Raw genomic sequence first — 22,839 nt, forward strand, 5'->3', positions numbered from 1 at the left:
ATCAGCACTGGCGACGTGGCAACGATCCCCGCCAGGACTATGGCCGCGCATCCGAGCGGAACAAGAATCATGACCGCGCCCAGCATTGAGCAAACGTTTCGCGCGCGACTCGCCGGCACGGTCGCCGGTGACGCTGTGGATGTAAACACCCGAGGCGTGTTCGACGTCATGATACTCGCGCCATCGAGGCTGGGTGGCAGGTAAGGAGGTCGCCGACGTCGCAGTTCAAGGCCTCGCATATGGCGCGCAGGGTGGAGAATCGGATCGCGCGTGCGTGCCCATTCTTCAGGATGCTCAGGTTCACTGGGCTGACGCCCACCATCCTGCTCAACTCGGCCAGGGTCATGCCGCGTTCGGCCAGGACAACGTCCAGGCGGACGTGGATGAGTTGTTCCTCGCTCACGTCTGCGGGCTCCATCAGATCAGCCGTTCCGTGTCGTGCTGCATGCGTTCCCCGATCTGAACCAGCAGCGCCCCCGTGGCGAGGACGAAGCCGATGAAGAGCGGGGTCAGATCGCCGCCGAGCTCGAGGAGGTAGGGATGCAGTTCCACGTTGCCGCTGAGCTGGACGGCGGCGTCGGCGGTCCCGATCGAGGTCAGGAAGCTCCCCGTAAGGCCGAGCACGGTCACGGAAATGGCGGCGCCGATCAGCGCGTTCCGCAGGGCGCGGGCGAAGGGCCGGTCCCGGAGCATCGAGACCAGTATGAACAGGAACGCACCGGCGACGCAGAGGTAGGAAATCCAGGTCAGCGCGGCACCGACGGTCAGTAACCCGATCGTGTCCGCGTTCAAATCGGCCGCGATGACGGTTGCCTGTGTGAGGGCACCGTCGACGATCGTCGCGGGCCCGGCGACCGCATCCGCGGGCAACGGCAGATCCACCGGCAACGTCAAGTCGGCCGCGGTGTTCGTGCCGATTCGGATCACGTTGATCACTGCCACCACCATCAGCCCCGCCATGACCAGGGCGGTGCCGACCGCGAGGACCCATAACCCGACCCGGTCCGAGGTCCGCAACCCCGTGCGAGCCTGCACCCGGGCCCTCACTCGAACACCACCCGGCAGCGCAGAGCCGCACTGGTGCTACGGGCAGAGAATGTCGATACCGGTGAACTCATCATCAAACTATCTCCATAACGAATAACAATACGCACGATAAACGTTACCTAGGTCACGTGCAAATCGAACTCAACCCACACACCCACCGGCGCTTAGCGTAGGAAAATGCGCAACTTCTGCGGCCGCCCCTACCCGGCCTCGAAGTTGAATCCCGCAGATGGTGGCGGGTCGGCCGTGGGCGATCGGCGTTCAGCTCACGCATCCTGTGGGCCGTCGCTGTCACTGCAGCCTCACTGGACTTCGTGACACGGTTCACCGATCACATCTATCAGGGCACCGTCGGCTCGCTCTTCGCGGTCCTCGGGGGCGCAGGGCTGCTCGCGGTGTTTGCCGCATACCGGTTCGTGCTGCTGTTCAGGCTGGGACACTCCCTGTTCGACGCCTTCGTGGCCGGCAGCCGTCTGTTGCCGGCCACCTGCCTGCCCTATCTCGACGTGTTCGTCATCGCCCTGGGCGCAGCGTTCGCGGTGTCCTACGTGCACCTCGGGCAGCGTCGACGTCGTTGACGCCGAACGCTTCGCGGTGCAGTCTGCGGTCCTGCCGGGTGGGAGAGAGTTCAGGATCGGGGTACCGGTGGCAGGTAGCGGGAGAATTGTATGTCGACCTCGCGGAAGAACCGTCTCACCCTGACGACTTGGAGCCCAGCCACCTTCAGATCGGCTGCGTGTTTATCGGTCAGCTTTTGGTAGGGCCGTTGGAGGTGTCGCCAGCCGGTGTCGGCGGTGTAGTGGGCGATGACTCGGGGGCGGGCGTGGGTGGAGCCGAGCTTGTGCTTGCGGTACGCGGACGAGGGATCGGGCACATTGTTCCTTCCTTGCCATCGACGTCCTCTATGACGCCGCGGCGATCGGGTGGTTCGTGGTTTGAATCGTCCGCGATATTCGCGCTGCAATCCACACGAAAAGTGGACCCTGACCAAGCACCCAGGTGAACCGCTCCGCGACACTGCCACGGTCGCGACTCCCAAGGACCCAGTTAGGGAAGCGGGAGGGGCGAGTCGGTGACGTAGGGGATGCCGGATAAGTTCTCGTCAAACGGGATGAACCAGGCGGTCAAGTTCGCCAGCCGGGTTTCCACGTGAGCCCCCACCTCAGTAAATGGCAATTCGCGGTACAGGCACTCATGCTCAAGGTCCTCGAAAAGGAGCTCCTCGAGAGCCGGCCGCCACTCTTCCGGAACGTCGACCTCATACGTGTCGACGATCACATCGGTTTGATCGAGAAGCAGCCGCAACGCAAGCTCCTCAGCGACACTCGTCGCCGGAGCCCATACCTGCCCGACGCGTCCGGTGACTGCAGCAGCGCACAGGAGGAACTTCCGAATGAAGCCGAGATCGTAGAGATCCACAAATCGCCCCGGCAGCTCCTCCAGGATCCACAACTCACCATCATCGATGGCAACGTCACGTGTGACCTCCTGCATGGTCGTGGTCTCAAGTGTGCGGAGATCATCGAAGAGCAGATCAATCAAAATGACTGATGCATGCCACAACGCCCCCTGCAACCGAAGCGTCCGCCTCCGCTCACGCCACACCGCTAACTCGTCCGCACCAATATCAGGCTTGAACGTCTCTCTCATGATGTCGGCAACACCAACGACCCGCCGAGCATCGGCTTCAAAATCTGGGTACGCACCATCGGTGTACATGTCATTCACAGTCTCCCCCACTCCCCCGACCCGGCAAACAGCCAACCCAGTACATGTGTTGCGTGCAGTCTGCACCCCACCAGGCCCACCAAGAAACAATCGGGGGTCGAGGAAGAAGGGTGTCGTAGTTGGCGCTAAGGGTTTTTCGAGTGTTGCTGGGTACTGTCTTGCCCTTGGTTTGATGGAGACTCTGATCGTCCTGAAAGGATGAGGAGTATGCCAGCTTTGAGGAAGTACCCGGCGGAATTGAGAGAGCGTGCAGTGCGCCTTGTGTTCGAGGCGCGTGATGCGGATGGGGGCCGCCGTGGTGTGTGTACCAGGATCGGCCGGCAGCTTGGTGTCCCGTCGGACACATTGCGTGGCTGGGTCCAGCGCGCCGAGGTCGATGGGGGTCTGCGTTCGGGGACGTCCACTGATACTGCGGTTCGCCTGGTCGAGGTGGAGCGTGAGGTGAGGGAGTTGCGGCGGGCGAACGCGATTTTGCGGAGCGCGTCGGCTTTCTTCGCGGCGGAGCTCGACCGCCCACACAGCAGATGATCGCCTACATCGATGAACACAAGGAAGAGTTCGGGGTCGAGCCGATCTGCAGGGAACTGCCGATTGCCCCGCAGACGTACTATGCCGCGCGGTCTCGGCCGCCCTCGCAGCGGTCCGTCAGTGACGAGGACACCGTGGTGAAGGTCCGTGCCGTGCACCAAGCGAACTATGGCGTCTATGGCGTCCGGAAGGTCCATGCGCAGCTGCGTCGCGACGGCCACCGGGTGGCCAGGTGCACGATCGAGCGGCTCATGCGTCGGGAGGGTCTCCGCGGGATCTCGCGGGCCAAGGGGCCACGCACGACGATCCCTGGGCCATTCACGGATCGTCCGGGGGACCTCGTTGACCGACGGTTCACCGCACCGGCACCGGACTGCCTCTGGGTTGCGGACATCACCTACATTCGGACGTTCTCCGGCTGGGTGTATGCCGCGTTCGTATTGGACGTGTTCTCCCGCCGGATCGTGGGCTGGCAGCTCTCCACAACCATGCACACCGAGCTTGCCCTCGATGCTCTCGAGATGGGCATCTGGACGCGGCAGCGTGCCGGCCGGGACCTGTCACAACTTGTCCACCACTCGGATCGCGGAGTCCAATATCGTGCCGTGCGCTACACCGACCGCCTCGCTGAGGCAGAAGCAGTCGCCTCGGTTGGGTCCAAGGGCGACAGCTACGACAACGCGATGGCCGAGGCGCTGAACTCTCTATTCAAGGCCGAACTGATCCGCAACCTCGGCCCGTGGAAGGGGATCGACGAGCTCGAGATCGCGGTCGCGGAATACATCGACTGGTACAACCACCGCCGACTCCACGGCGAGATCGGACACATCCCACCCGTCGAAGCCGAGAACAACTTCTACACGCAACTGCCCACCATCACCGTGATGGAACGGGTCTAACCGAGCCTCTACCAAACCCGGGGCTTGACATACTGTCGGACTTCATGGATTCGGGTTCTGCTACGGACGGTTCGTACGGTCGGTTTGATGGGTCGCCTTCGCGGTCGGATTTGGAGAGGTTCTTCTTCCTAGACGAGACCGATCCGTCACATATTCGGGTGCGGCGGGGTGACCACAATCGGCTCGGGTTTGCGGTCCAATTGACGACCGTGCGGTATCTCGGCGTGTTCTTGGTGGAACCGCAGAATGTACCCGCTGTGGTGGTGGGGCACCTGCGAGAGAAGCTGGGATTGAGCGCGGCTGTAGATCTTGACCAATACGTGATGCGACCGAAGACTGCGTATGAGCATTCGTGGGAGATCAGGGACGCGTACGGGTTCCGTGTGTTCGAGAGCCCGGCGGTCGGTGAGGAATTTCGGCGGTTCCTGGACGGTCGGGCATGGACGCATGCGGAAGGGCCTGCGGCGTTGCGCGATCAGGCGATCGGGTGGTTGCGTCGCCACCGAGTACTGCTCCCAGGGTCAGAAATCACATCACGCGACACAACTCAAGCATCACCCACACGACCCCGAACCAGCTTTAGCAACACGCCCTAGATACGCGACGAGGCGACCGTGGCCGGGCCGCGTCCTCGATCAGCCCACCCCGACGGCGGTTAGCGTTCAGACGCCTCCACCAGGCCCCCGTCCGGTCTGGGCGCCCCGCTGCCTCAGCGGCGCCGGAACGAGGGCTCTCGAGCCCAGAAGTGTCGGACCCGCCAACAAGGGGGCCGGCGGGTCCGACGATGTCCCCTGAAAGCACATCAGGGTGAGACCGCGAGCATGACCGCATGCGATCGTCGACGCCTGTGACGGACCTTCGACTGCTCCGAACAGTAACCGATCAGTGCCACCGCCGCCACCGGAACCGACGTACCGGTCAACTCTTCGTGACAATGTCGTCGAGGTAGGGGCATCCCGTCGTCAGGCGGGCCCAATCGACCCGGCGTCATCGACTTCCGGTCTTGCATCAAACCGGCAGGTTCTACCGGGCGATGGCTGGGCTTCCTCGGAACGATGGGTCGGCAACGCATCCCCTGATACGCAGCCGACCCCACCATCTCGCTCTCACGCCTGGCCTCGGACACGATCATCATGCATACGGAACCCACTCCGCACGCACGGAACCTCCTATCGCGCCCAACCCCACATTACACACCGAGCACCCCCGGCACGATCCTCCGAAAAGAGGACAACGCGTCTCAGAAAGACCTAAAATGTTCGAGCTGGGGTCTCTCTACTCCGAAAGATCTGGGTTCGCAGCGCGCTTTCCTGGGGAAGAAGCGCTGCGGTGTGGGTGGCGGATCCGCCCCGATTCGGCCACCCACACTCGAATACCGCTTCGGCGACTGGCCTCAACGGAAGGAAGAACTGTAATTCAGCAACCTGTAATGTCGCCATCCGATCGTCCGGTCGCGGACGTCCTGAGCCGTGCGACGGGTCAGCGACGCGTCGAGGTCGACGAGCTGCTTGCGCTCCACACGGAGATCAGTGGGGAGCGGCCGGTGGTGTGGGCGGGGCGGATCATTGGCTTCGGGGAATACGAGTACCACTACGACAGCGGACACAGCGGGCGCGCACCGCTACTCGGCTTCGCGCCGGGTCCGAGGGAGCACACGATATACCTCGTTGACAACTTCGCAGACCGCTGGCCAGACCTCCTTGTCCAGCTCGGTGCGCATCGAGCGAGCAAAGCCTGCCTCTACTTGACCAGGTTGGTAGGAGCAGACCGCGGCGCGCTTCGAGCGCTACTGGAACATTCACTCGCCCAAACACAGCCCTACGAGACAGACGGCAGTTGAGGCAATGACCGGTCGCGTTGCTCCAAGGCGGATTCTCCCTCCACGCACCGGCAGCGAGGCTGCAGCGCGGACCACGGACCGAAGCGAAACGACTTTCATATCTCGAACAGGTTGGCTACTTCGAACGATCCACGTTCTACATCGTCTGCGACGAGTCCGGTGGAGACGAGAGCGATCTGCCTGAGCTGCGGACCGGCATGCGCGTTCACGCTTGGAAGGTACCTTGTGACTCCGTTCATTCGAGGTGACTATGTCCGGGATACCCAGAACTACTAGGGGTGGCGGCAGAAGTAGCGCGAAATCTTACGCTAAGGGGTTCGTGGGTTGGGTTCTTCTGTTCGCGCCGGGTGGTCTGGTGTGATGTTTTCGAGGTAGCGGGGGCGTCCTGCGAGGTAGCCGAATACAGCTTGCATGAGGGTTGTAGTAATGATGAAAAGGATGGGAATGGCCCATCCATCGGTCAGATCATGGATTAGGCCGGCGAGGAGTGGGCCGAGTGCGGCGAGGAGGTAGCCAATGGATTGGCTCATACCCGAGAGGGCTGTGGCCGTTGCGGGACTCCGGGTTCGGAGACTGAACAAAGATAGGAGAAGGACAAGGCCGCTGCCTCCGGCGAGTCCGCCGAAGATCGCCCAAGCGATGCCCCAGCTCGGCAGGAAGAAATACCCAGCCCAAGCGATGAACATCATGGTCGCGCTCAGGACGGCGAGCCAGGATTGGGAGGCTCCTGCTCGGTTCATGGCGATCGGGGTGAGCAGGTTCGTCACAACACCCACGAGCATGAGGAGGGTGAGGTGGGCGCCTGCGTCGGCTGGGGTGAGGCCATTTGCTTGTTCGATGGTGGGCAGCCAAGTGACGAGTGCGTAGAACGCCATGGACTGGGTGCCGAAGTACAGAGCCACCTGCCATCCCAGGGTGCGGTTCCACGGCGACACGATTGACGCATTCTGAGGCGCAGAGATGGTCTCAGCGGTGATCGTTCGACGGGAACGCAGAAGCGGGACTCCGATTACCATGCCGATGATGACGAAGCCTGCGCCGATCCCGAGCGCAAATCGCCACCCGGAGGGGTCAGTGCCTGCGATTGGGACAACAACTCCGGCGAATGCGGCGGCGAACACGCTCTGCACGGCGGCGTAGAGCCCCGTGACGCTCGAGACTCTTGTGGGGAAGTTCTTCTTCACGATCCCCGGCAGGAGAACGTTGACCAGGGCGATGCCCATGCCGATGAGTACTGTCCCGATCCAAATGCCTCCGAATGCTGGCACCAGAGAGCGCAAGAGGATGCCGGCTGCGAGAATCCCTAATGCCATTAGGATCGTGCGCTCGCTGCCGAGCCGACGGCCGATCGATGCGGCAAGAGGCGAGAAGAGCGCGAAGGCGAGCAAGGGAATCGCACCTAACGCACCCGCTGCACCGCCACTCAAGCCCTGATCTGTGGTGACTTGCGGTAGCAATGGGCCCACGGCATTGAATGGTGCACGCATGTTCATTGCGATCAGGAGCACCCCGATCAAGACGCCGCCGCTTCGTGCTGGAGTATCTGTCATCACGTTCCGTCCCTGCTCTCCTGAAGATCGCCGCCATTTTGGACACGAGACATGAGCCTCGTGAGCAACCCGAGCCGACCGAAGGTACGATCAAGGTTGTACTTCAGCAGTAGAACAGAAACGCAGGTTCGATGCAAACCGAACCTAGGGGAGGTTGATGATGCCAGATGAAGAAGGACACCCCGGTGTTGAAGAGATGCAGTTGGGTGTCATCCTGACCGCGTTGGCCGATCCGCTGCGCCGTTACGTCGTCACCGAACTCATCGCCGCACCAGAAGACTCGGAACGCACGTGCGCTTCATTCGGCCTCGGTGTAGCCAAATCCACCCTCACGCACCACTTCAGAGTGCTCCGAGAGTCTGGTCTGGTCTGGCACACCAATTACGGCAACAGCCGAAAAGTGCGTCTACGTCGCCAGGACCTCGAAACCCGATTCCCGGGCCTTCTCGCGCTTCTCCTACGCGACACCCCAACCGATTCTCCGAAGAACACACAAGCTCCAGCGGCTCCCGGCGTGTAGTTGGGGTGTACCCCAACTGGACGTCCGGCCATCGCTGAAAATTCTGTCTACTTAGGGTCCATTCCTGCATTGATTGACAGCACCGCCCGTGGGTCTTGGAGTTCAACCTGACAGGACGGCGGGGGCACGGCGGGTAAGCGCATTGGCTATGTCCGGGTGAGCACGTTGGATCAAAACACGATCCGGCAGCTCGACGGCATTCCGTTGGACAAGGTCTACACCGACAAGGCATCGGGGAAGGATCACGAGCGCCCTCAGCTCGAGGACATGATCGACTTCGTTCGTGATGGTGACACCGTCCTGGTGCATTCGATGGACCGTCTCGCCCGGAACCTCGACGATCTCCGGCAGTTGGTGCGGCGGATCACGGACAAGCAGGTGCGGGTCGAGTTCGTGAAGGAACAACTCTCGTTCACGGGCGATGACAGTGCGATGTCGAACCTGCTTCTGAGTGTGATGGGTGCGTTCGCGGAATTCGAACGCTCTCTGATTCTTGAACGGCAACGTGAGGGCATCACTCTGGCGAAGCAGGGGAAGGTGTATCGGGGGCGGGCGCCGGCGCAGAATATTGAACGCGCCAGGGAGCTGCGGGAGAAGGCTGCTGCGGGGGTTTCGACGGCGGCGCTGGCCCGGGAGTTCGGGATCAGCCGCGAGACCGTGTACGCGTATCTGCGCGCCGCAGAGGATGCGGCCGCGCCCCGGGAGCTGGATGCGTCGATCGCAACGCTACCCGCGGACAAGCGCCCGTTGCCAGACGTGGCCAAGTATGACGAGCTCCTCCCGTCGCGTCGGTCAAGTCCAAACGCGTGGTGTAACGGGATTGCCGCGTGATTCTTGGATTTCTAGGCGCTGAGGGCGCCGAGTTCGGTTGTTTGTTCCTCCTTGTCGGTCGGGACGAGGGTGAGGCGTGAGCGGCTGAGGACGTCGAGGCCGAGATAGCGGCGGCCTTCGATCCACTCGTCGTGTTGTTCGGCCAGGACCGCTCCGACGAGGCGGATCAGGGAGCCGCGGTCGGGGAAGATACCCACGACGTCGGTGCGGCGGCGGATCTCGCGATTGAGGCGCTCCTGCGGGTTGTTGGACCAGAGCTGGCGCCAGATCTCCTTCGGGAAGCCGGTGAACGCGAGCACGTCCGCCCGGGCGGTCTCGAGGTGGGTGGCGACTGCGGGGAGCTTCTCTTCCAGGGCGTTCAGGACCCGGTCGAACTGTGCGTGGACGGCGTCCTTGTCGGGCTGGTCATAGACCGAGTGGAGCAGGGTCTTCACCCACGGCCAGCTGGACTTCGGGGTCGCGGACATCAGATTCGCGGCGTAGTGGGTGCGACAGCGCTGCCAGGTCGCGCCGGGCAGCGTCGCCCCGATCGCCGCGACGAGGCCGGCGTGAGCGTCGCTGGTGACGAGCTTCACCCCGGTGAGGCCGCGGGCAGTCAGGTCGCGGAAAAAGCCCAGCCAGCCGGCGCCGTCTTCGGCGCTGGTGACCTGCAAGCCCAGGATCTCACGGTGCCCGTCCTTGTTCACGCCCGTCGCGAGGAGCGCGTGGACGTTAGCGACACGGCCGCCCTCGCGCACCTTCAGCACCAGGGCGTCGGCGGCGACGAACGTGTAGGGGCCAGCGTCGAGGGGCCGGGTGCGGAACTGCTCGACCTGCTCGTCGAGGTCGGTGGCCATGATCGACACCTGCGACTTGGACAGACGAGTGATGCCGAGGGACTCGACGAGTTTCTCCATCCGCCTGGTCGAGACCCCGAGCAGGTAGCAGGTCGCCACGACGCTGGTCAGGGCGGCCTCGGCACGGCGGCGCCGCTCGAGGAGCCAGTCCGGGAAGTACGTTCCGGTGCGCAGCTTCGGGATCGCGACGTCGAGAGTGCCGGTGCGGGTGTCGAAATCCCGGTGCCGGTAGCCGTTGCGGGAGTTGGTCCGGTCGGCGGAGATCTGGCCGTATTCGGCCCCGCAGACGGCTTCGGCCTCGGCGCTCATCAGCGCGTTGATGAACGTGGTCAGCATCTGCCGCATCAGGTCCGGCGAGGCTTGCTCGAGTTGTTCGGACAGGAAACGGGCAGGGTCAATAAAATGGGGTGCGGTCATCGCGTGTACTCCTTCGGAAAAGACTTGATCGGTCTTTCCAAGAATCACGCGGTGGCCGCCTCACATCGGTGCAACACGCCCATCAGGGCCGGGGTTACACCACGCTATTGGACGCAACCGTCGCGTCGTCAGTAGATCTCGGACCGGTGTCCGAGCTCCACAGCGATGATGACGAGCTCGTTGTCTCGGATCTCGGCGAGAAGACGATAGTCACCAACGCGATACCGCCAGTATCCGGAACGGTTCGCGGTGAGTCCTTTGCCGCGTTGACGTGGATCTTCGAGGGAGAGAATCTCATCGAGGTAGCGCACGACGCGTTGCCGAATCGGTTTGTCGAGTCTGCGGAGCTGGTGCTCGAAGTCGCGACTGACCTCGAGTCGCCACTGGCTCACAGATCAAGTCCGGCTTTGACTTCTGCCCACGGACGAGTCTCCTGCGAGGATTCTTCCCAGCGCGTAATCGCCGCGTCAGCCCAGTAGCGCTCTTCAAGCTCCTCAAGGTGGAGAGTGATCGCTTCCTTGACGTAGAACGAGCGCGTGCGGCCCGTACGTTCCGCGAGTGCGCCCAGGCGGCTCTCCAGCTCTGGGCTCAGACGTACGGCAACAGTCATGACACGCCCCAACTCTCAGTGTTTACATGTAAACACTACGGGGGGTGCGCATATTCCGCCAGTGGGTATCACCGGTGGAGCGGGTGCCCTCAGCGGGGTCTCGAAACGGGTGGCAGGCAGTTCAGTTCGTGAATCACGATTTTGCAACACGGTTCCTAGATCTGCGGCGGGCTCACAGGGCTGCGAGATCCTGCCGGTCGCGAATCCTTCAAACGGACCGGCTCGGCAGGGCGTTGAGACGTCTCGTATCCCCAGGGATATGAGGCGTTTGAAATTGGCGATCGTGAGCCTTCGGCGTGGGCGGATGGTTCGTGGGCGGATGTTTCGTGGGCTGTCCGCGGGAATCCTTCCGACGAGGTTGTCCGATTCGCACCTCGTTCGGCACCTACTTCAAGTGACCGGATCAGACGACCGGTACGACAATGAGCGAGGGAGTTCGGATGGGCAAGAACAAGCGTCGCAAGAAGAGCGTCGAGGTCGAGATCGCGCGTATCGACGGGCGAGCGACGTTTTGGTCCGGGGTGCTACAGGCGGGCGCGAGGGTCATGTGTGAGCTCTTTCGTGCACTGCTTGGTTGACTCTGGCAGCGTCGGCGGGACCCACCGGGTCAAGGGTGACATATTCAAGCCGCACTGGCTGCGTGACTACAACCGGTCACCTAACCATGCAGTAGTCCCGAACCCCGCTGTCCGTGCGGGGTTTCCGCGTGGACAGCAGGGTACAGTATCTGGCTCCTGGCGAGTAGTTTAGCGATCCAGTTTGCTTCTTTATCGTTGTCGGCGGGCGCGATCGGTCACAACCGCGAGTGCGATGATGATCAGAGGGAGCAAGCTGAGATAGGGCGTGAAGGGGGATCCCATCCACCATTCTGCTTGTCCGGTTAGGCCGAGGGCGAGCAGCGTCAGGCAAACGGCCAGTGCAGTCAGTCCGAGGATGAAGAGCCCGACGCTCAAATGGCCCCGCCGCTGGATGAGAGACTTCATGGGCCTGTGCACCAGGGCTGACCGGTCCACACCTGGTACATGACCAGGCCGTGTCCGTTGGAGCCACAGATGGCCAGTCCGCCTCCGACGATTGCCATTGCTGCCGCAACGATGCCGGCAACGGCTGCGACCGGGGGGAACGCGGCGGAGAGGTAGGCTGCAGCGCCTGCAATGCCACCGCTGCCGCCAATGATCGTGATGACACGCGTCGTGATACACGAGTCCATCTGCACGCGGTGTCCATACCACTCGGTGGATACTGTGTTGGTGCCGGCGCAGGCTTTGAGTTGTGGAGCAATTTCTGCGAGGTCATCTGGAAGGGTGATGGGAACTGCGCTGTTGACGATGTCGCCGCCTGCCAGGAGTACGCCATAGGCGAAGCGTTCCGCAGCACCGGTGCTCACGCCGGCGTTGACCGCCGCCTGAAAGTCGAATGTGTTGCTCGACCGGTCGAGGGAGGCGAAGGCGATCTCGGTTTCGGCGACTTCCTGCCGCTGCTCCGCAGGGAGACCGCTCGTGGTGCCGGCCCCCGTTGCTGATGCGGGGGTAGAGCTGACAAGCACCAGAGCCGCAGCGACGGCGAGTGACGCAAGTACACGAGCGGCACTGCGGGGCGACCAGGTGATGGGTCGAGCTTCGATCTGTGATGTGGGTTCCATGTATAACTCCTCAATGAGTTGCAGGATCTTCCTGGGCTGCGTGGTGTGCAGCCTAACGGAATTGGGTCACACTATACATTTTTGCGTCAGCTTGCCTCAATTAGCGGTCAGCTCGGCCGCCAGGTTGATGGTCAGCGGCGTTCCGTCTCAAGTGCGATCTCTCAGCGCAAGCGACAACATGACGACGACCTCGCATCGGTCTGCTGCACTTTGATGCGCATTCGGCCTGGTACTCCCGAACGTGTCGCTAGGTGACAGGTAGCCGTGGGCTCAGTTGTCACTGAGGCGTCGGTAGATGGTGGGGCGGGTGACACCGAATTCTTCGGCGATCTGCTGCACGGTGTGGGCGCGTTTCCCGTCCGCCCCGGTCTCTTCATACATTTGCCGGGCGAGGGCCACCTGGCGGGGTCCGAGCTTGGGTTTCTGGCCGCCGGTGCGGCCGCGGGCTCGGGCGGCGGCGAGGCCGTCGCGGGTGCGTTCGGACATGAGGGCGTGTTCGAACTCGGCGATCGAGCCGAGAATGTGGAAGAACATCCGACCGGCCGGCGTGGAGGTGTCGATGCCTTGATCGAGGACGACGAGGTCGACGCCGCGGCTGTCGAGCTGATTCACGAGGTCGATCAGGTTCTCCAGGGAGCGGCCAAGTCGGTCGAGTTTCGTGACGACGAGCTGGTCGCCTTCCCGGTTCACGGACAGCAGAGCTTTCTCGAGCTCGGGGCGCCTGGCGAGGGCGCCGGAGGCAGTGTCGACGAAGAGCCGGTCGCAGCCGGCGGCGGCGAGGGCGTCGTGTTGTGCTTCGGGGTGTTGATCGCGGGTGGAGACCCTGCTGTAGCCGACGCGCATCTCAGAAATGTATCAGTAACCCGCTATTGCGTGTCATTGGCGCGTACACGGCAAGCGTTACATTCTGTTCGTTGATTTTCCGCGGGGAGCGTTGACGTCCGTTCGGTGTCTCGTGAACGAACGTTACCGTTACGCGTGCTTCGTTCGGGGGAATAGTCTTCTCAGTTCCTTGTTCGTGGCGTTCTTGTCGAACCTGGCCGGGTCGAAGAGGTTTACCGGGCCCCCTGTCATCCTGGCAACCCATTCAGCGTGTTCGTGGTGCTCGTCGTGGCCAGGGTCGGCCACGCTCTCGAGGAGCTCTTCGTAGCCGTCGATTCCGCCGCTGTCTTCGAGCGGACAGCGTCGTTCGCCGCGAATCACGGTGACGGTGTTGTCCGCCGGCGCCATGGGGAGGGCTTCTATGAGGGCGAGGCAGTGAAGCCACCGGTCGCCGAGGTCGTATTCGTAGAAGAGGGGGCGGTCCTCGGTCAGGACGTCCCGGAGGGTGTAGTCCTCGTCTGGAAGCATGCTCTCGTCGTCCTCGGAGAGGAGGGCCGGGCCCCACCTGCGCGGCTCGGGTTGCCCGGGTTTCCACCGCGCGCGCGGGTCGAGGTCTTCGAAATCATGCAAGTGCGCGTTCTCCCACCCCATCACCACCTGCAGCGCAGTATGGACACGGTCCAAGGTCAGGTCCGCGTTGACCTCGATGAGTCGCCAGATCTCGGGGTTGCTATCCACCAGATGCACACGGACACGGAACAGTGCCGGGTCGGTGGGCTCGTTCATCAGGAAGCCTCCTGTCGCTGTCGCAGCCAGTCTGATTCCTCAGGGGCTGCTTGTTGATTGAGGTCGATGCGTTGATTCATGTCGAGCATGAACCGGCCGAAGAAGTTGATGTGGGTCCAGAACAACGGGGTGAGCCCGCGCCGGTCCTCAGCGGTGAGTCGGTCCGCGATTCCGGGGTCATCGAGCACCCTTTGCAGCAGGATCGTGTTGAGGTGGACGAGCGAGGATTGCAGCAGGTGGAGGGCGAGGACGGAGATCTCGACGTTCTCCTTGTCGGGGCCGGTGAGGTCGCCGCTCTTGCCGTAGAAGAACGCGTCGTTTCCGCTGTTCCAGTTCTCGACGACTTGCAGGCCGCCGTGGATCTCACGGCGCATCTCGGGATTGGCGAGGTAGTCGGCGGCGAAGATGGTGCGCACTGCACGGCCGAGTTCTTCGAGCGCGAGATAGGTCGGGTGTTTCGGACCGCCGCGGGTGAATCTGCGGAGGATGGACTCGGCTTCCGCGGTCCCGAGACGCAGGGCGGTGGCGTACTTGACCATCTGGTCGTACTGCTGGGTGATGAGTTCCCAGCGGATCGGGCGAGTGAGGACGGGCCCGAGTTCGCTGTACACACTCTCGTCGTCGGGGCGGTAGAGCCGGATCGAGCCGATGTTCTTCATCCTCGGCATCAGTTTGAAGCCGAGGAGCTCGGTGAACGCGAATCCGACGATCGAGGCACCGTGGGTGTCGGTGTAGTTGGCCTCGATATCCGCGTTCGTGTCGTGCCGGAGCAGGCCCTCGATCATCGCGGCGACTTCCGAGGATGAGCAGCTCTTCAGCTGGCTGTAGATGCACATCGATTTCTCCTCGACGTGCCAGTAGATCATCACGCCGGGGCCTCGGTAGCGGTTGTGCCATTCGGTCATCAGGTTCGATTCCCACGACCCGAACTTCTTCGAGTCCGATGCGCATGCTGTCCCGTTTCCCCACCAGCCGGGGTCGCGAGCCTCGAGGGTCGCATTGACGAGTTTCTGGGTTGCGCGGCGCAGGTTGTCGCGGGTGATGTAGTGCCGGCGAACGTGGCGGAGCTCACGCTCGGTCTCGGCATGGCCGGCCGTGTCCGCGATCGCCTTGATCCCTACGTTCGTCCCGAGCGCGAATAAGCACATCAGCAACCGCCGTCGCAGACTGTCCTTGTCGAGGTTCTCCCGCGACGCGACCGAGACGAACTCGGACAGGAAATCAGTGAGAAAGTCGCACTCCTTGAGGACGTCGAGCAGGTCAATCGTGCCCCACCGGCGGCGGACCTCGTCTTTCAACCCTCGCAGGTTCTGAGGCTCCTTGAGCGGCTCCTGTTTCGGAACCGTGATCCACGGTGCACCGCGACGGACAGTGATTTTCACCCCGCCGCAGGTGTCGGCGAGAATCCCGCAATCGAATCCCGTCAGCGCCCGACGCATCCGCTGCTGGAGGTCTTGGACGAACATGGTCGCGTCCAACGGTTTCCGCAAGGTCTCGTAATGGGTTTCACGTTGCGCGTCGAAGTCAGCCGGGAGGTCGTCTTCGGGGTTGCACCACCGTTTGGCGCCGTCGACGAAGACTTCACGTCGGCGCAGCGCGTCCCGTAGCGCGACCAGGACACACAACTCGTACGGGACTCGCTCAATGCGGCCCTCCTCATCCCGGACCGCGTCTCGCCAGGAGGCCGGCACTGTCAAGCCCCGGGTTTGGTAGAGGCTCGGTTAGACCCGTTCCATCACGGTGATGGTGGGTAGTTGCGTGTAGAAGTTGTTCTCGGCTTCGACGGGTGGGATGTGTCCGATCTCGCCGTGGAGTCGGCGGTGGTTGTACCAGTCGATGTATTCCGCGACCGCGATCTCGAGCTCGTCGATCCCCTTCCACGGGCCGAGGTTGCGGATCAGTTCGGCCTTGAATAGAGAGTTCAGCGCCTCGGCCATCGCGTTGTCGTAGCTGTCGCCCTTGGACCCAACCGAGGCGACTGCTTCTGCCTCAGCGAGGCGGTCGGTGTAGCGCACGGCACGATATTGGACTCCGCGATCCGAGTGGTGGACAAGTTGTGACAGGTCCCGGCCGGCACGCTGCCGCGTCCAGATGCCCATCTCGAGAGCATCGAGGGCAAGCTCGGTGTGCATGGTTGTGGAGAGCTGCCAGCCCACGATCCGGCGGGAGAACACGTCCAATACGAACGCGGCATACACCCAGCCGGAGAACGTCCGAATGTAGGTGATGTCCGCAACCCAGAGGCAGTCCGGTGCCGGTGCGGTGAACCGTCGGTCAACGAGGTCCCCCGGACGATCCGTGAATGGCCCAGGGATCGTCGTGCGTGGCCCCTTGGCCCGCGAGATCCCGCGGAGACCCTCCCGACGCATGAGCCGCTCGATCGTGCACCTGGCCACCCGGTGGCCATCGCGACGCAGCTGCGCATGGACCTTCCGGACGCCATAGACGCCATAGTTCGCTTGGTGCACGGCACGGACCTTCACCACGGTGTCCTCGTCACTGACGGACCGCTGCGAGGGCGGCCGAGACCGCGCGGCATAGTACGTCTGCGGGGCAATCGGCAGTTCCCTGCAGATCGGCTCGACCCCGAACTCTTCCTTGTGTTCATCGATGTAGGCGATCATCTGCTGTGTGGGCGGTCGAGCTCCGCCGCGAAGAAAGCCGACGCGCTCCGCAAAATCGCGTTCGCCCGCCGCAACTCCCTCACCTCACGCTCCACCTCGACCAGGCGAACCGCAGTATCAGTGGACGTCCCCGAACGCAGACCCCCATCGACCTCGGCGCGCTGGACCCAGCCACGCAACGTGTCCGACGGGACACCAAGCTGCCGGCCGATCCTGGTACACACACCACGGCGGCCCCCATCCGCATCACGCGCCTCGAACACAAGGCGCACTGCACGCTCTCTCAATTCCGCCGGGTACTTCCTCAAAGCTGGCATACTCCTCATCCTTTCAGGACGATCAGAGTCTCCATCAAACCAAGGGCAAGACACCCCGTCGATGGGCACCTGGTCCGTGGCAGCGTAAAAACGCACCTGCCCACGCATATCCGCGTACTCACTCAGCAACGTCAACGCCTCCAGCACTGGCTGGTAGGCAGTGTTGTTACAGCGGAACCGCAGCGCCGATAGCAGTGCCGGCAGCATCCGCCGGTAGTGGTTCGTGTACGAACCGCGAAGCACCGTCCGAACCCGATTCTGGAAGGCAGCCTGGTTCGCCTTCGCTTCCCGCACAAGATCCTGCAGGGTACCCTCACCCACGACCGGGAACACGGTGTCCCGGACCGTACCGTCGGGCTCGTCCAGCGCGGCTTCAGCGATCCGGAACAGGAGACCTTCCTTCCCCCGAACGCGACGCAGATCCTCGGTAAGTTCCCGTTCGACTTTCCGCTCCGCCTTCGTGTTCACCTTCAACACCAAGCCCAGCAGAAGCTCCACCAACCCATCCGTGATCTCAGCCGACCGCTGATGACACAACGCCGCCAACAGGGTCACCCGCACCGGCACCGACGACGCCCACAAATCCGAAGGATACGACCGCGCCGCTCGCGACCGCCACGCCTCGACAACCTTCTCCGACACCCCCAACAAAGACACCGGACGGCAACTGAAGATCATGCACCAGGTGCAGCTTGTCGACCTCCTCGAGCAACGAGTCCAGGCTCAACGATCCAGGATCCGCCCGCAGCTGCGCCAACGCCCCACCCCCGGTGCCATCAGCGATCAGTGCCTCCAACCGGTCCCGGGTCCCAGCGCCCAACCGCTCCCACACCCTCGCGCAGAACGAGGACTCAAACAGCGCCCGCGCCGCCCCCAGAATGCGTTTCACGCGGGCCGGCGGCTCAATCCGTTCCGCCCGCACACGACCCAGCAACGCCTCCCGCAACACCGTCTCGCGCGTCTCCGATGGGCACACCCGTTCCGCCAACCACCGCGCAAACCGTTCCTCGTCGGCCGACGAGAACTCGCGGAAACCAAACACCTCCCGGATCTGAGCACGATGACGCTTCGCCGTCCGGTCAGTCCACTCATACGAGGCCAGAGCAACAGCATCGACCCCGACCAGCCCAGCAACATATGCCACCGCCGCAGAAGGTAAGTCCGCCGACGAGCGAGGGAATCGGCCCTCAAGCTCGAAGAATTTCAACGTCAGAGCGAACCCAAGCCGGGTCGTCCCCGACTTGTTGCCGAGCAACTCAGTAGTGCCCCATAAGGTGGTGTAGCCTGCGGTGGCCGGCTCGGTCTTGGACGTGAGCGCGGTCACCGTGTGACTCCTTCGAGAAGTCTCTAACCTCCACTCGAAAGGCATCATCACGATGACCGCTCCACATATTGTCGACCCTGCACACCTTCTTGGCGAAGCCCTGACCGACGCGTCTCCCGATCTGATGCGGTCGCTGCTGCAAACCATGATCAACGCGCTCCTCTCTGCCGACGCTGACGCGGTGATCGGCGCCGAGTGGGGCCAACCCACCCCGGGTCGCACCGTCCAACGCAACGGCTACCGGCACCGCGACCTCGATACCCGCGCCGGGACCATCGATGTCGCGATCCCGAAGCTGCGCTCTGGCACCTACTTCCCGGAGTGGCTCCTCGAGCGCCGCAAACGCGCCGAGACCGCCCTGATCACCGTCGTCGCGGACTGCTACCTCGCCGGCGTCTCCACACGCCGCATGGACAAACTCGTGAAGACCCTCGGGATTCACTCGTTGTCGAAGTCGCAAGTGTCCCGGATGGCTGCGGACCTCGACGAGCACGTTGACCAATTCCGACACCGCCCGCTCGGTGATGCCGGCCCATTCACGTTCGTCGCCGCCGACGCTCTCACCATGAAAGTCCGCGAAGGCGGACGCGTCATCAACGCCGTTGTTCTCGTCGCGACCGGGGTCAACGCCGATGGGCGCCGCGAGGTCCTGGGCCTGCGGGTGGCCACGTCGGAGACCGGGGCGGCGTGGAACACGTTCTTCGCCGACCTCGTCGCCCGCGGTCTGACCGGGGTTCGTCTGGTCACTTCCGACGCGCACCGCGGTCTGGTCGAGGCGATCGCCGCGAACTTCCCCGGCGCGGCCTGGCAACGCTGCCGCACCCACTACGCCGCGAACCTGATGTCGGTGACCCCGAAGAGTCTCTGGCCCGCGGTCAAGGCTATGCTGCACTCCGTTTACGACCAGCCCGACGCCGACGCCGTCCACGCCCAGTTCGACCGGCTGTTGGACTACGTCGACGGGAAACTGCCCGCAGCTCACGAACACCTCGACGCTGCCCGCGCCGACATCCTCGCGTTCACCGGGTTCCCCGAGGGGCTCTGGCAGCAGATCTGGTCGAACAACCCGAACGAGCGCCTGAATCGTGAAATCCGTCGCCGCACCGACTCCGTCGGCATCTTCCCCAATCGCGACGCGATCACCCGGCTCGTCGGCGCCGTCCTTGCCGAACAGACCGATGAATGGGCCGAGGGACGCCGCTACCTCGGACTCGACATCCTCGCCAAGAGCCGCCTCACCATCGTCCCCGACACCGGAACCGAGGTGCCCGAACCAGAACTCGCCCTCAGCGCCTAACCCAACGAATCGAAGGACACACGGCTACACCACTCCACGGGGCTTGACCCCGAGGTGAGGTGCGCGATCTCCGCCACATCGGCCGAAGGCCCCGGAAGGGCGACCGGCCTGGATGAGTCGGGCTGGCCCCGCCTTTCAAACACGTCAGCGCCCTGGACAGCGCCTCGGTCGGCGTCGAATTCGCCAGCGGTTCAGCCAGGGCGGCGCAAGACCCATTCCGTACGCACTTTTTGATACTTCTTGCTTCAAATAAAGATTCGGTGTGTCGCTTGTGTCAAGCTCGTGACACGATCACCTAGCGTCGAAGGAGACCTCCCCATGAACGAGCACACTTTCGAGCGCGTGGGGCCGTTGGGGCCCGCATGTCTCGCCGCGCTGGTCCAGGAGATGCTCCCCGCGTGCATCGTGGCCGCTGACGTTGATCAGCGCGACCTACGGATTTCTCGTGTGATCTCCGGCACGCGCCTCACCGAGGTGAGGCGCGTGCCGGCGCCCCACTGAACGATCCCAGCGGCGTGAACGTCCGCAGCCGGCGCAAGAACGATCAGCGTACGACGTGGGCGCCCGATCTCTGCGTCCTCGCTCATGGCCACATCTTCATCGGAGATCAGGTACGTCCTCCTGGGACGCTGCCCGACAGGCTCGATGTGCGTGCCGAGCGTTTGTCGGATCGGCTGGTCATGATCGATGGGGCCCTGACCGAAGCAGAGCATTACCTCGTGGAATCAGACGATGGTCACCAAGCCACCGTGTTGCTGGTCACGACATTGCCTGAAACGATCGTGACGATCGCGTGCAAGCTCGGTAGCGAACCGCCAAGCCTGAGAGTCGTCATCGAGTGACCGCGTCCCCAGCAGTCGCACGACGAGGCCCCAATTCCAAACGCATGACCACCCCCTACCGCCGCGCACAAGACCATGCGCAGCAGCTCGTGGACAACGTCCGACGGTGCAACACTGCGGTGGACCGGATGCTTCAGCAAGCAACGACAAACGGAAGCTGCGAGACGCCTTCCTGCGGAACATCCCACCAGCGGTACTGTCGAGTCCGGTCGGCATTCCCGAGGCATCGTCCCCAGCCGGGGCTGTTGAGGCATCACCTGAGGTTTCCCACCGTTGTTTGCGCGTCGGCCCCCGGTATCAGCGCAGCACCCAGCACCCTCGGCGTGCCCGCGCGCCGCCAGGCTCGAAACACACGCACCATCAGAGCAGAAGACGATCTAACTTGCCTGACCAGCACACATGAGGGCAGAAACATATGACGCATCGAACACACCGCCAAACTGGCATCAGCACCCCCAACGGCCGGAGCGCCAGCGGTCGACCCGATGCTGCCAGCATCGCGATGCCGAACCTGAACAAAGGGCAACGCATCTACCTCGTTCGGTGGAACTACATCGCCCATGGGTGGACCTCAGAACTCATTTCCGGGGCATACTGCACTCACACTCCCGACACGTGGAGAGTCCTCGTCGACGGAGAGGTCGTTGACTACAGCCGCGACACTTGGAGCCTCTGTTCCCCGTAGCTCACCTCGCGCGCACCAGAATCCAGCCGTGACATGGATCTCACCTCCGAGCGGCTCCGGGCGTGCCATCTCGAGCTCGACTCTCGGGCATCCCCCATCGATCCTCCTCGGCTAGCCGATCCTCACCCTGTTGAAGCGTCCCGGCCTGACGATCCTGTCGCAGGGCACCTCACGCACCAGATCCGCGATGGTCGCTAGACAGCCCACCCGTCTCTTCAGACGACGGCAGAAACATCTTCTCGCCCACGGCATCCGCGTCGGCGCCACAACCCGTCAGCTCCTCAGCCATCGCCACTGCGTGCCCATTCGACTGGAGTGGCATTCCTGGCTGCGTGTCACCAAAGGACGACAGGACAGGCCGACGAAGGTGCACGGCAGCGGCCGGACCGTACGGTGGGCAGATTCGCTATGGGCGATGCCATGGAGGGAGCAGGAGTGATGCGCGTGCGAGAGAAGGACCCCTCACGTCAGAGCCGCACCGCGGAACACGTTGCCCAGTTCCCTGGGTTACGTGCGCGGGCGGTCCAGGTCCCGTGCTGGTGCGCTCTTGGCCGGTCGCATGACTATGAGGCGTGGGTGAGTGGCGGCCGACCACATCTCTCCGGGCTGCCGCCATTGGACAGCCCACACCGATCGCGCTGACGCTCAGATACCGACCTCGCAGCCTCACCGTCCGGCACGGACCATTTGGATACTTCCCGAACGTGATCTCCTCCAGCAAGGACGGGGCAGCCGGCACCCAAGCAAGCTCATCCCATCCCCGCTGGATGGGGTGCGGGGTTTGGTCAAGGAGCAGGCCAGCGCCGAGTTCATCGCCGAACCGCGCCAGAGCGTCGAACTCATCGCCGGGCCTCAGCGAGCAGTCGATGCCTGCGGTGCGAGTCGCGGCACGCATCAGCTCAAGAGCCGTGTCCGCTTGAGGTGCAACGCCAAGGTAGTAGCGGCCGGGCTGGCCCTCGGTGAATACCCGCAAATAGAGATCTGCGAGATCTTCCACATGGACGCTCATCCAACGTTGAGTCCCATCGCCAATGAGCTTCACGACGCCCGAGCGGGAGACAGCAGCATGAGCGATGAGCACATTGGGAAGACCGCGACCCTGCCCGTAGACCATCCCGGGGGTGATCGTCATCACCGAGACCCCGCGATCCTGAAGGTACTGATGAACGCCCATGCGCCACGCCCACGGGCTCTCGAGCAGTGTTGGGGCGGCGTCGACAATGGCTGAGCCCGAGCCGTACACCCACACGCTGCTGGTGTGCACGAATGGTTTGCTGGTGCCAGCGAATGCCGTCGCCACGGCATTCGCGAACGCATGATCGGACGCGACACCCGACCTCGTGTGCGCTGCCGCGGCGTGGATCGCGCCGTCATGTTCGCGGAGCACCTCCACCAACCAGCGAGAATCGCCGATATCCCCGCCGAGCGGCTGCACCCCAGCCAGTGCGACTGCTCGTTGCGCATTCGCGTTACGCACGACAGCCGTGACCGAATGCCCAGCGTCGCGAAGCGACGCCAGCACATTCGAGCCGATGTAGCCTGCGCCCCCAGTAAGTAGCACCCTCATGGCCACTCCCTCCCCCGTGATACGCATGACACTATGCGCACCGCAGCGACACTCCGCGGTAGCTGGGTGGGAACGTCAACCTTTGACGAACGCACCCCAGCTTCCAGGAGAACACACGGTGATCCGT

General features: G+C 63.3%; 22 protein-coding genes, 1 pseudogene and 2 other annotated features. Of the genes and pseudogenes, 9 read left to right on the forward strand and 14 right to left on the reverse strand.

The genetic code is table 11. From position 1 onward, the window contains the following. Positions 1 to 166: 166 nt before the first annotated feature. Both ABMA10_RS00105 and ABMA10_RS00110 read right to left on the reverse strand, forming a co-directional pair. Positions 167 to 403 carry a helix-turn-helix domain-containing protein gene (locus ABMA10_RS00105; protein WP_431031017.1) on the reverse strand — a complete coding sequence of 79 codons (237 nt, stop codon included), beginning with the start codon at positions 401 to 403 and terminating at the stop codon, positions 167 to 169. Between the two features lie 14 nt (positions 404 to 417). Next, positions 418 to 1,035, reverse strand: a complete 618-nt coding sequence (locus ABMA10_RS00110) for a hypothetical protein (RefSeq protein ID WP_431031018.1) — start codon at positions 1,033 to 1,035, stop codon at positions 418 to 420. Positions 1,036 to 1,361: 326 nt separating this feature from the next. Here ABMA10_RS00110 and ABMA10_RS00115 point away from each other — a divergent pair, with 326 nt between their 5' ends. After that, positions 1,362 to 1,625 (forward strand): hypothetical protein, encoded by a 264-nt coding sequence (locus ABMA10_RS00115; RefSeq protein WP_431031019.1) that lies wholly within the window; start codon positions 1,362 to 1,364, stop codon positions 1,623 to 1,625. A 469-nt stretch (positions 1,626 to 2,094) separates the two neighbouring features. On the opposite strand, the gene ABMA10_RS00120 is transcribed toward ABMA10_RS00115, so the two are convergent. Then, a complete protein-coding gene (locus tag ABMA10_RS00120; protein ID WP_431031020.1) occupies positions 2,095 to 2,775 on the reverse strand; it encodes a hypothetical protein in 681 nt (226 codons plus the stop codon). A gap of 207 nt (positions 2,776 to 2,982) precedes the next feature. Between ABMA10_RS00120 and ABMA10_RS00125 the strand changes: the two genes are divergently transcribed. From ABMA10_RS00125 to ABMA10_RS00135, 3 genes are all read left to right on the forward strand, one after another. Beyond that, positions 2,983 to 4,202 (forward strand): IS3 family transposase gene (locus ABMA10_RS00125; protein WP_431030710.1). Its coding sequence is split into 2 segments (ribosomal slippage): positions 2,983 to 3,262 and positions 3,262 to 4,202, totalling 1,221 coding nucleotides; the frame shifts between segments, so codons are not numbered across the junction. After that, positions 3,261 to 3,374, forward strand: a sequence feature (AL1L pseudoknot). Its footprint overlaps the gene before it by 114 nt. A gap of 44 nt (positions 4,203 to 4,246) precedes the next feature. After that, positions 4,247 to 4,798 carry a DUF4158 domain-containing protein gene (locus tag ABMA10_RS00130; protein ID WP_431031021.1) on the forward strand — a complete coding sequence of 184 codons (552 nt, stop codon included), beginning with the start codon at positions 4,247 to 4,249 and terminating at the stop codon, positions 4,796 to 4,798. Positions 4,799 to 5,631: 833 nt separating this feature from the next. Then, a complete protein-coding gene (locus ABMA10_RS00135) occupies positions 5,632 to 6,042 on the forward strand; it encodes a DUF1801 domain-containing protein (protein WP_431031022.1) in 411 nt (136 codons plus the stop codon). Between the two features lie 308 nt (positions 6,043 to 6,350). Here ABMA10_RS00135 and ABMA10_RS00140 read toward each other — a convergent pair whose 3' ends face one another. Continuing rightward, positions 6,351 to 7,550, reverse strand: coding sequence for an MFS transporter (locus ABMA10_RS00140; protein ID WP_431031539.1), 1,200 nt, complete (start codon positions 7,548 to 7,550; stop codon positions 6,351 to 6,353). A gap of 199 nt (positions 7,551 to 7,749) precedes the next feature. Between ABMA10_RS00140 and ABMA10_RS00145 the strand changes: the two genes are divergently transcribed. Next, positions 7,750 to 8,112 carry an ArsR/SmtB family transcription factor gene (locus ABMA10_RS00145; RefSeq protein ID WP_431031023.1) on the forward strand — a complete coding sequence of 121 codons (363 nt, stop codon included), beginning with the start codon at positions 7,750 to 7,752 and terminating at the stop codon, positions 8,110 to 8,112. Positions 8,113 to 8,253: 141 nt separating this feature from the next. Next, positions 8,254 to 8,793: pseudogene (locus ABMA10_RS00150) on the forward strand (recombinase family protein); the annotation flags it as partial. A 161-nt stretch (positions 8,794 to 8,954) separates the two neighbouring features. Here ABMA10_RS00150 and ABMA10_RS00155 read toward each other — a convergent pair. The 9 genes from ABMA10_RS00155 to ABMA10_RS00195 form a co-directional block, all read right to left on the reverse strand. After that, positions 8,955 to 10,196 (reverse strand): IS256 family transposase, encoded by a 1,242-nt coding sequence (locus tag ABMA10_RS00155; RefSeq protein WP_431030684.1) that lies wholly within the window; start codon positions 10,194 to 10,196, stop codon positions 8,955 to 8,957. A gap of 128 nt (positions 10,197 to 10,324) precedes the next feature. Next, the gene (locus ABMA10_RS00160; RefSeq protein WP_431031024.1) at positions 10,325 to 10,588 is read right to left on the reverse strand and encodes a type II toxin-antitoxin system RelE family toxin; all 264 of its coding nucleotides are present in this window, start codon (positions 10,586 to 10,588) and stop codon (positions 10,325 to 10,327) included. Next, a complete protein-coding gene (gene relB / locus ABMA10_RS00165; protein ID WP_431031025.1) occupies positions 10,585 to 10,806 on the reverse strand; it encodes a type II toxin-antitoxin system RelB family antitoxin in 222 nt (73 codons plus the stop codon). The genes ABMA10_RS00160 and relB overlap by 4 nt, the downstream gene beginning before the upstream one ends. Before the next feature lie 979 nt (positions 10,807 to 11,785). After that, on the reverse strand, positions 11,786 to 12,448 hold the full coding sequence (locus ABMA10_RS00170) for a hypothetical protein (RefSeq protein WP_431031026.1): 663 nt from the start codon (positions 12,446 to 12,448) through the stop codon (positions 11,786 to 11,788). A 270-nt stretch (positions 12,449 to 12,718) separates the two neighbouring features. Continuing rightward, positions 12,719 to 13,291 carry a recombinase family protein gene (locus tag ABMA10_RS00175; protein WP_431031027.1) on the reverse strand — a complete coding sequence of 191 codons (573 nt, stop codon included), beginning with the start codon at positions 13,289 to 13,291 and terminating at the stop codon, positions 12,719 to 12,721. A 129-nt stretch (positions 13,292 to 13,420) separates the two neighbouring features. Continuing rightward, positions 13,421 to 14,056 carry a plasmid pRiA4b ORF-3 family protein gene (locus ABMA10_RS00180; protein ID WP_431031028.1) on the reverse strand — a complete coding sequence of 212 codons (636 nt, stop codon included), beginning with the start codon at positions 14,054 to 14,056 and terminating at the stop codon, positions 13,421 to 13,423. Then, entirely contained in the window at positions 14,056 to 15,747 is a 1,692-nt protein-coding gene (locus ABMA10_RS00185; RefSeq protein ID WP_431031540.1) for a Tn3 family transposase, read from the reverse strand. The genes ABMA10_RS00180 and ABMA10_RS00185 overlap by 1 nt, the downstream gene beginning before the upstream one ends. Positions 15,748 to 15,777: 30 nt before the next feature. After that, positions 15,778 to 16,997 (reverse strand): IS3 family transposase gene (locus ABMA10_RS00190; RefSeq protein ID WP_431030710.1). Its coding sequence is split into 2 segments (ribosomal slippage): positions 15,778 to 16,718 and positions 16,718 to 16,997, totalling 1,221 coding nucleotides; the frame shifts between segments, so codons are not numbered across the junction. Then, positions 16,606 to 16,719, reverse strand: a sequence feature (AL1L pseudoknot). (Overlaps the previous gene by 114 nt.) Positions 16,998 to 17,511: 514 nt before the next feature. Continuing rightward, the gene (locus tag ABMA10_RS00195; protein WP_431031029.1) at positions 17,512 to 18,321 is read right to left on the reverse strand and encodes a DUF4158 domain-containing protein; all 810 of its coding nucleotides are present in this window, start codon (positions 18,319 to 18,321) and stop codon (positions 17,512 to 17,514) included. Positions 18,322 to 18,373: 52 nt separating this feature from the next. Here ABMA10_RS00195 and ABMA10_RS00200 point away from each other — a divergent pair, with 52 nt between their 5' ends. The 3 genes from ABMA10_RS00200 to ABMA10_RS00210 all read left to right on the forward strand — a co-directional run bounded on the left by ABMA10_RS00200 (position 18,374) and on the right by ABMA10_RS00210 (position 20,460). Beyond that, a complete protein-coding gene (locus ABMA10_RS00200) occupies positions 18,374 to 19,618 on the forward strand; it encodes an IS256 family transposase (protein WP_431030682.1) in 1,245 nt (414 codons plus the stop codon). A gap of 318 nt (positions 19,619 to 19,936) precedes the next feature. Next, positions 19,937 to 20,119 carry a hypothetical protein gene (locus tag ABMA10_RS00205; protein ID WP_431031030.1) on the forward strand — a complete coding sequence of 61 codons (183 nt, stop codon included), beginning with the start codon at positions 19,937 to 19,939 and terminating at the stop codon, positions 20,117 to 20,119. Positions 20,120 to 20,133: 14 nt separating this feature from the next. Next, positions 20,134 to 20,460, forward strand: coding sequence for a hypothetical protein (locus ABMA10_RS00210; protein WP_431031031.1), 327 nt, complete (start codon positions 20,134 to 20,136; stop codon positions 20,458 to 20,460). A 1,091-nt stretch (positions 20,461 to 21,551) separates the two neighbouring features. Here the strand turns inward: ABMA10_RS00210 and ABMA10_RS00215 are convergent. Then, the gene (locus tag ABMA10_RS00215) at positions 21,552 to 22,739 is read right to left on the reverse strand and encodes an NAD-dependent epimerase/dehydratase family protein (RefSeq protein WP_431031032.1); all 1,188 of its coding nucleotides are present in this window, start codon (positions 22,737 to 22,739) and stop codon (positions 21,552 to 21,554) included. Positions 22,740 to 22,839: the final 100 nt, after the last annotated feature.

This window comes from Plantibacter sp. RU18 (genome assembly GCF_050613355.1).
GTDB lineage: Bacteria > Actinomycetota > Actinomycetes > Actinomycetales > Microbacteriaceae > Plantibacter.

What these genes read in the sequence shown, in the direction of transcription:
- ABMA10_RS00130 (WP_431031021.1), top strand. Translation starts at nt 4,247, where the DNA reads ATGGATTCGGGTTCTGCTACGGACGGTTCGTACGGTCGGTTTGATGGG.
- ABMA10_RS00135 (WP_431031022.1), top strand. Translation starts at nt 5,632, where the DNA reads ATGTCGCCATCCGATCGTCCGGTCGCGGACGTCCTGAGCCGTGCGACG.
- ABMA10_RS00145 (WP_431031023.1), top strand. Translation starts at nt 7,750, where the DNA reads ATGATGCCAGATGAAGAAGGACACCCCGGTGTTGAAGAGATGCAGTTG.
- ABMA10_RS00155 (WP_431030684.1), bottom strand. Translation starts at nt 10,196, where the DNA reads ATGACCGCACCCCATTTTATTGACCCTGCCCGTTTCCTGTCCGAACAA.
- relB (WP_431031025.1), bottom strand. Translation starts at nt 10,806, where the DNA reads ATGACTGTTGCCGTACGTCTGAGCCCAGAGCTGGAGAGCCGCCTGGGC.
- ABMA10_RS00170 (WP_431031026.1), bottom strand. Translation starts at nt 12,448, where the DNA reads ATGGAACCCACATCACAGATCGAAGCTCGACCCATCACCTGGTCGCCC.
- ABMA10_RS00175 (WP_431031027.1), bottom strand. Translation starts at nt 13,291, where the DNA reads ATGCGCGTCGGCTACAGCAGGGTCTCCACCCGCGATCAACACCCCGAA.
- ABMA10_RS00180 (WP_431031028.1), bottom strand. Translation starts at nt 14,056, where the DNA reads ATGAACGAGCCCACCGACCCGGCACTGTTCCGTGTCCGTGTGCATCTG.
- ABMA10_RS00200 (WP_431030682.1), top strand. Translation starts at nt 18,374, where the DNA reads ATGACCGCTCCACATATTGTCGACCCTGCACACCTTCTTGGCGAAGCC.
- ABMA10_RS00205 (WP_431031030.1), top strand. Translation starts at nt 19,937, where the DNA reads ATGAACGAGCACACTTTCGAGCGCGTGGGGCCGTTGGGGCCCGCATGT.
- ABMA10_RS00215 (WP_431031032.1), bottom strand. Translation starts at nt 22,739, where the DNA reads ATGCGTATCACGGGGGAGGGAGTGGCCATGAGGGTGCTACTTACTGGG.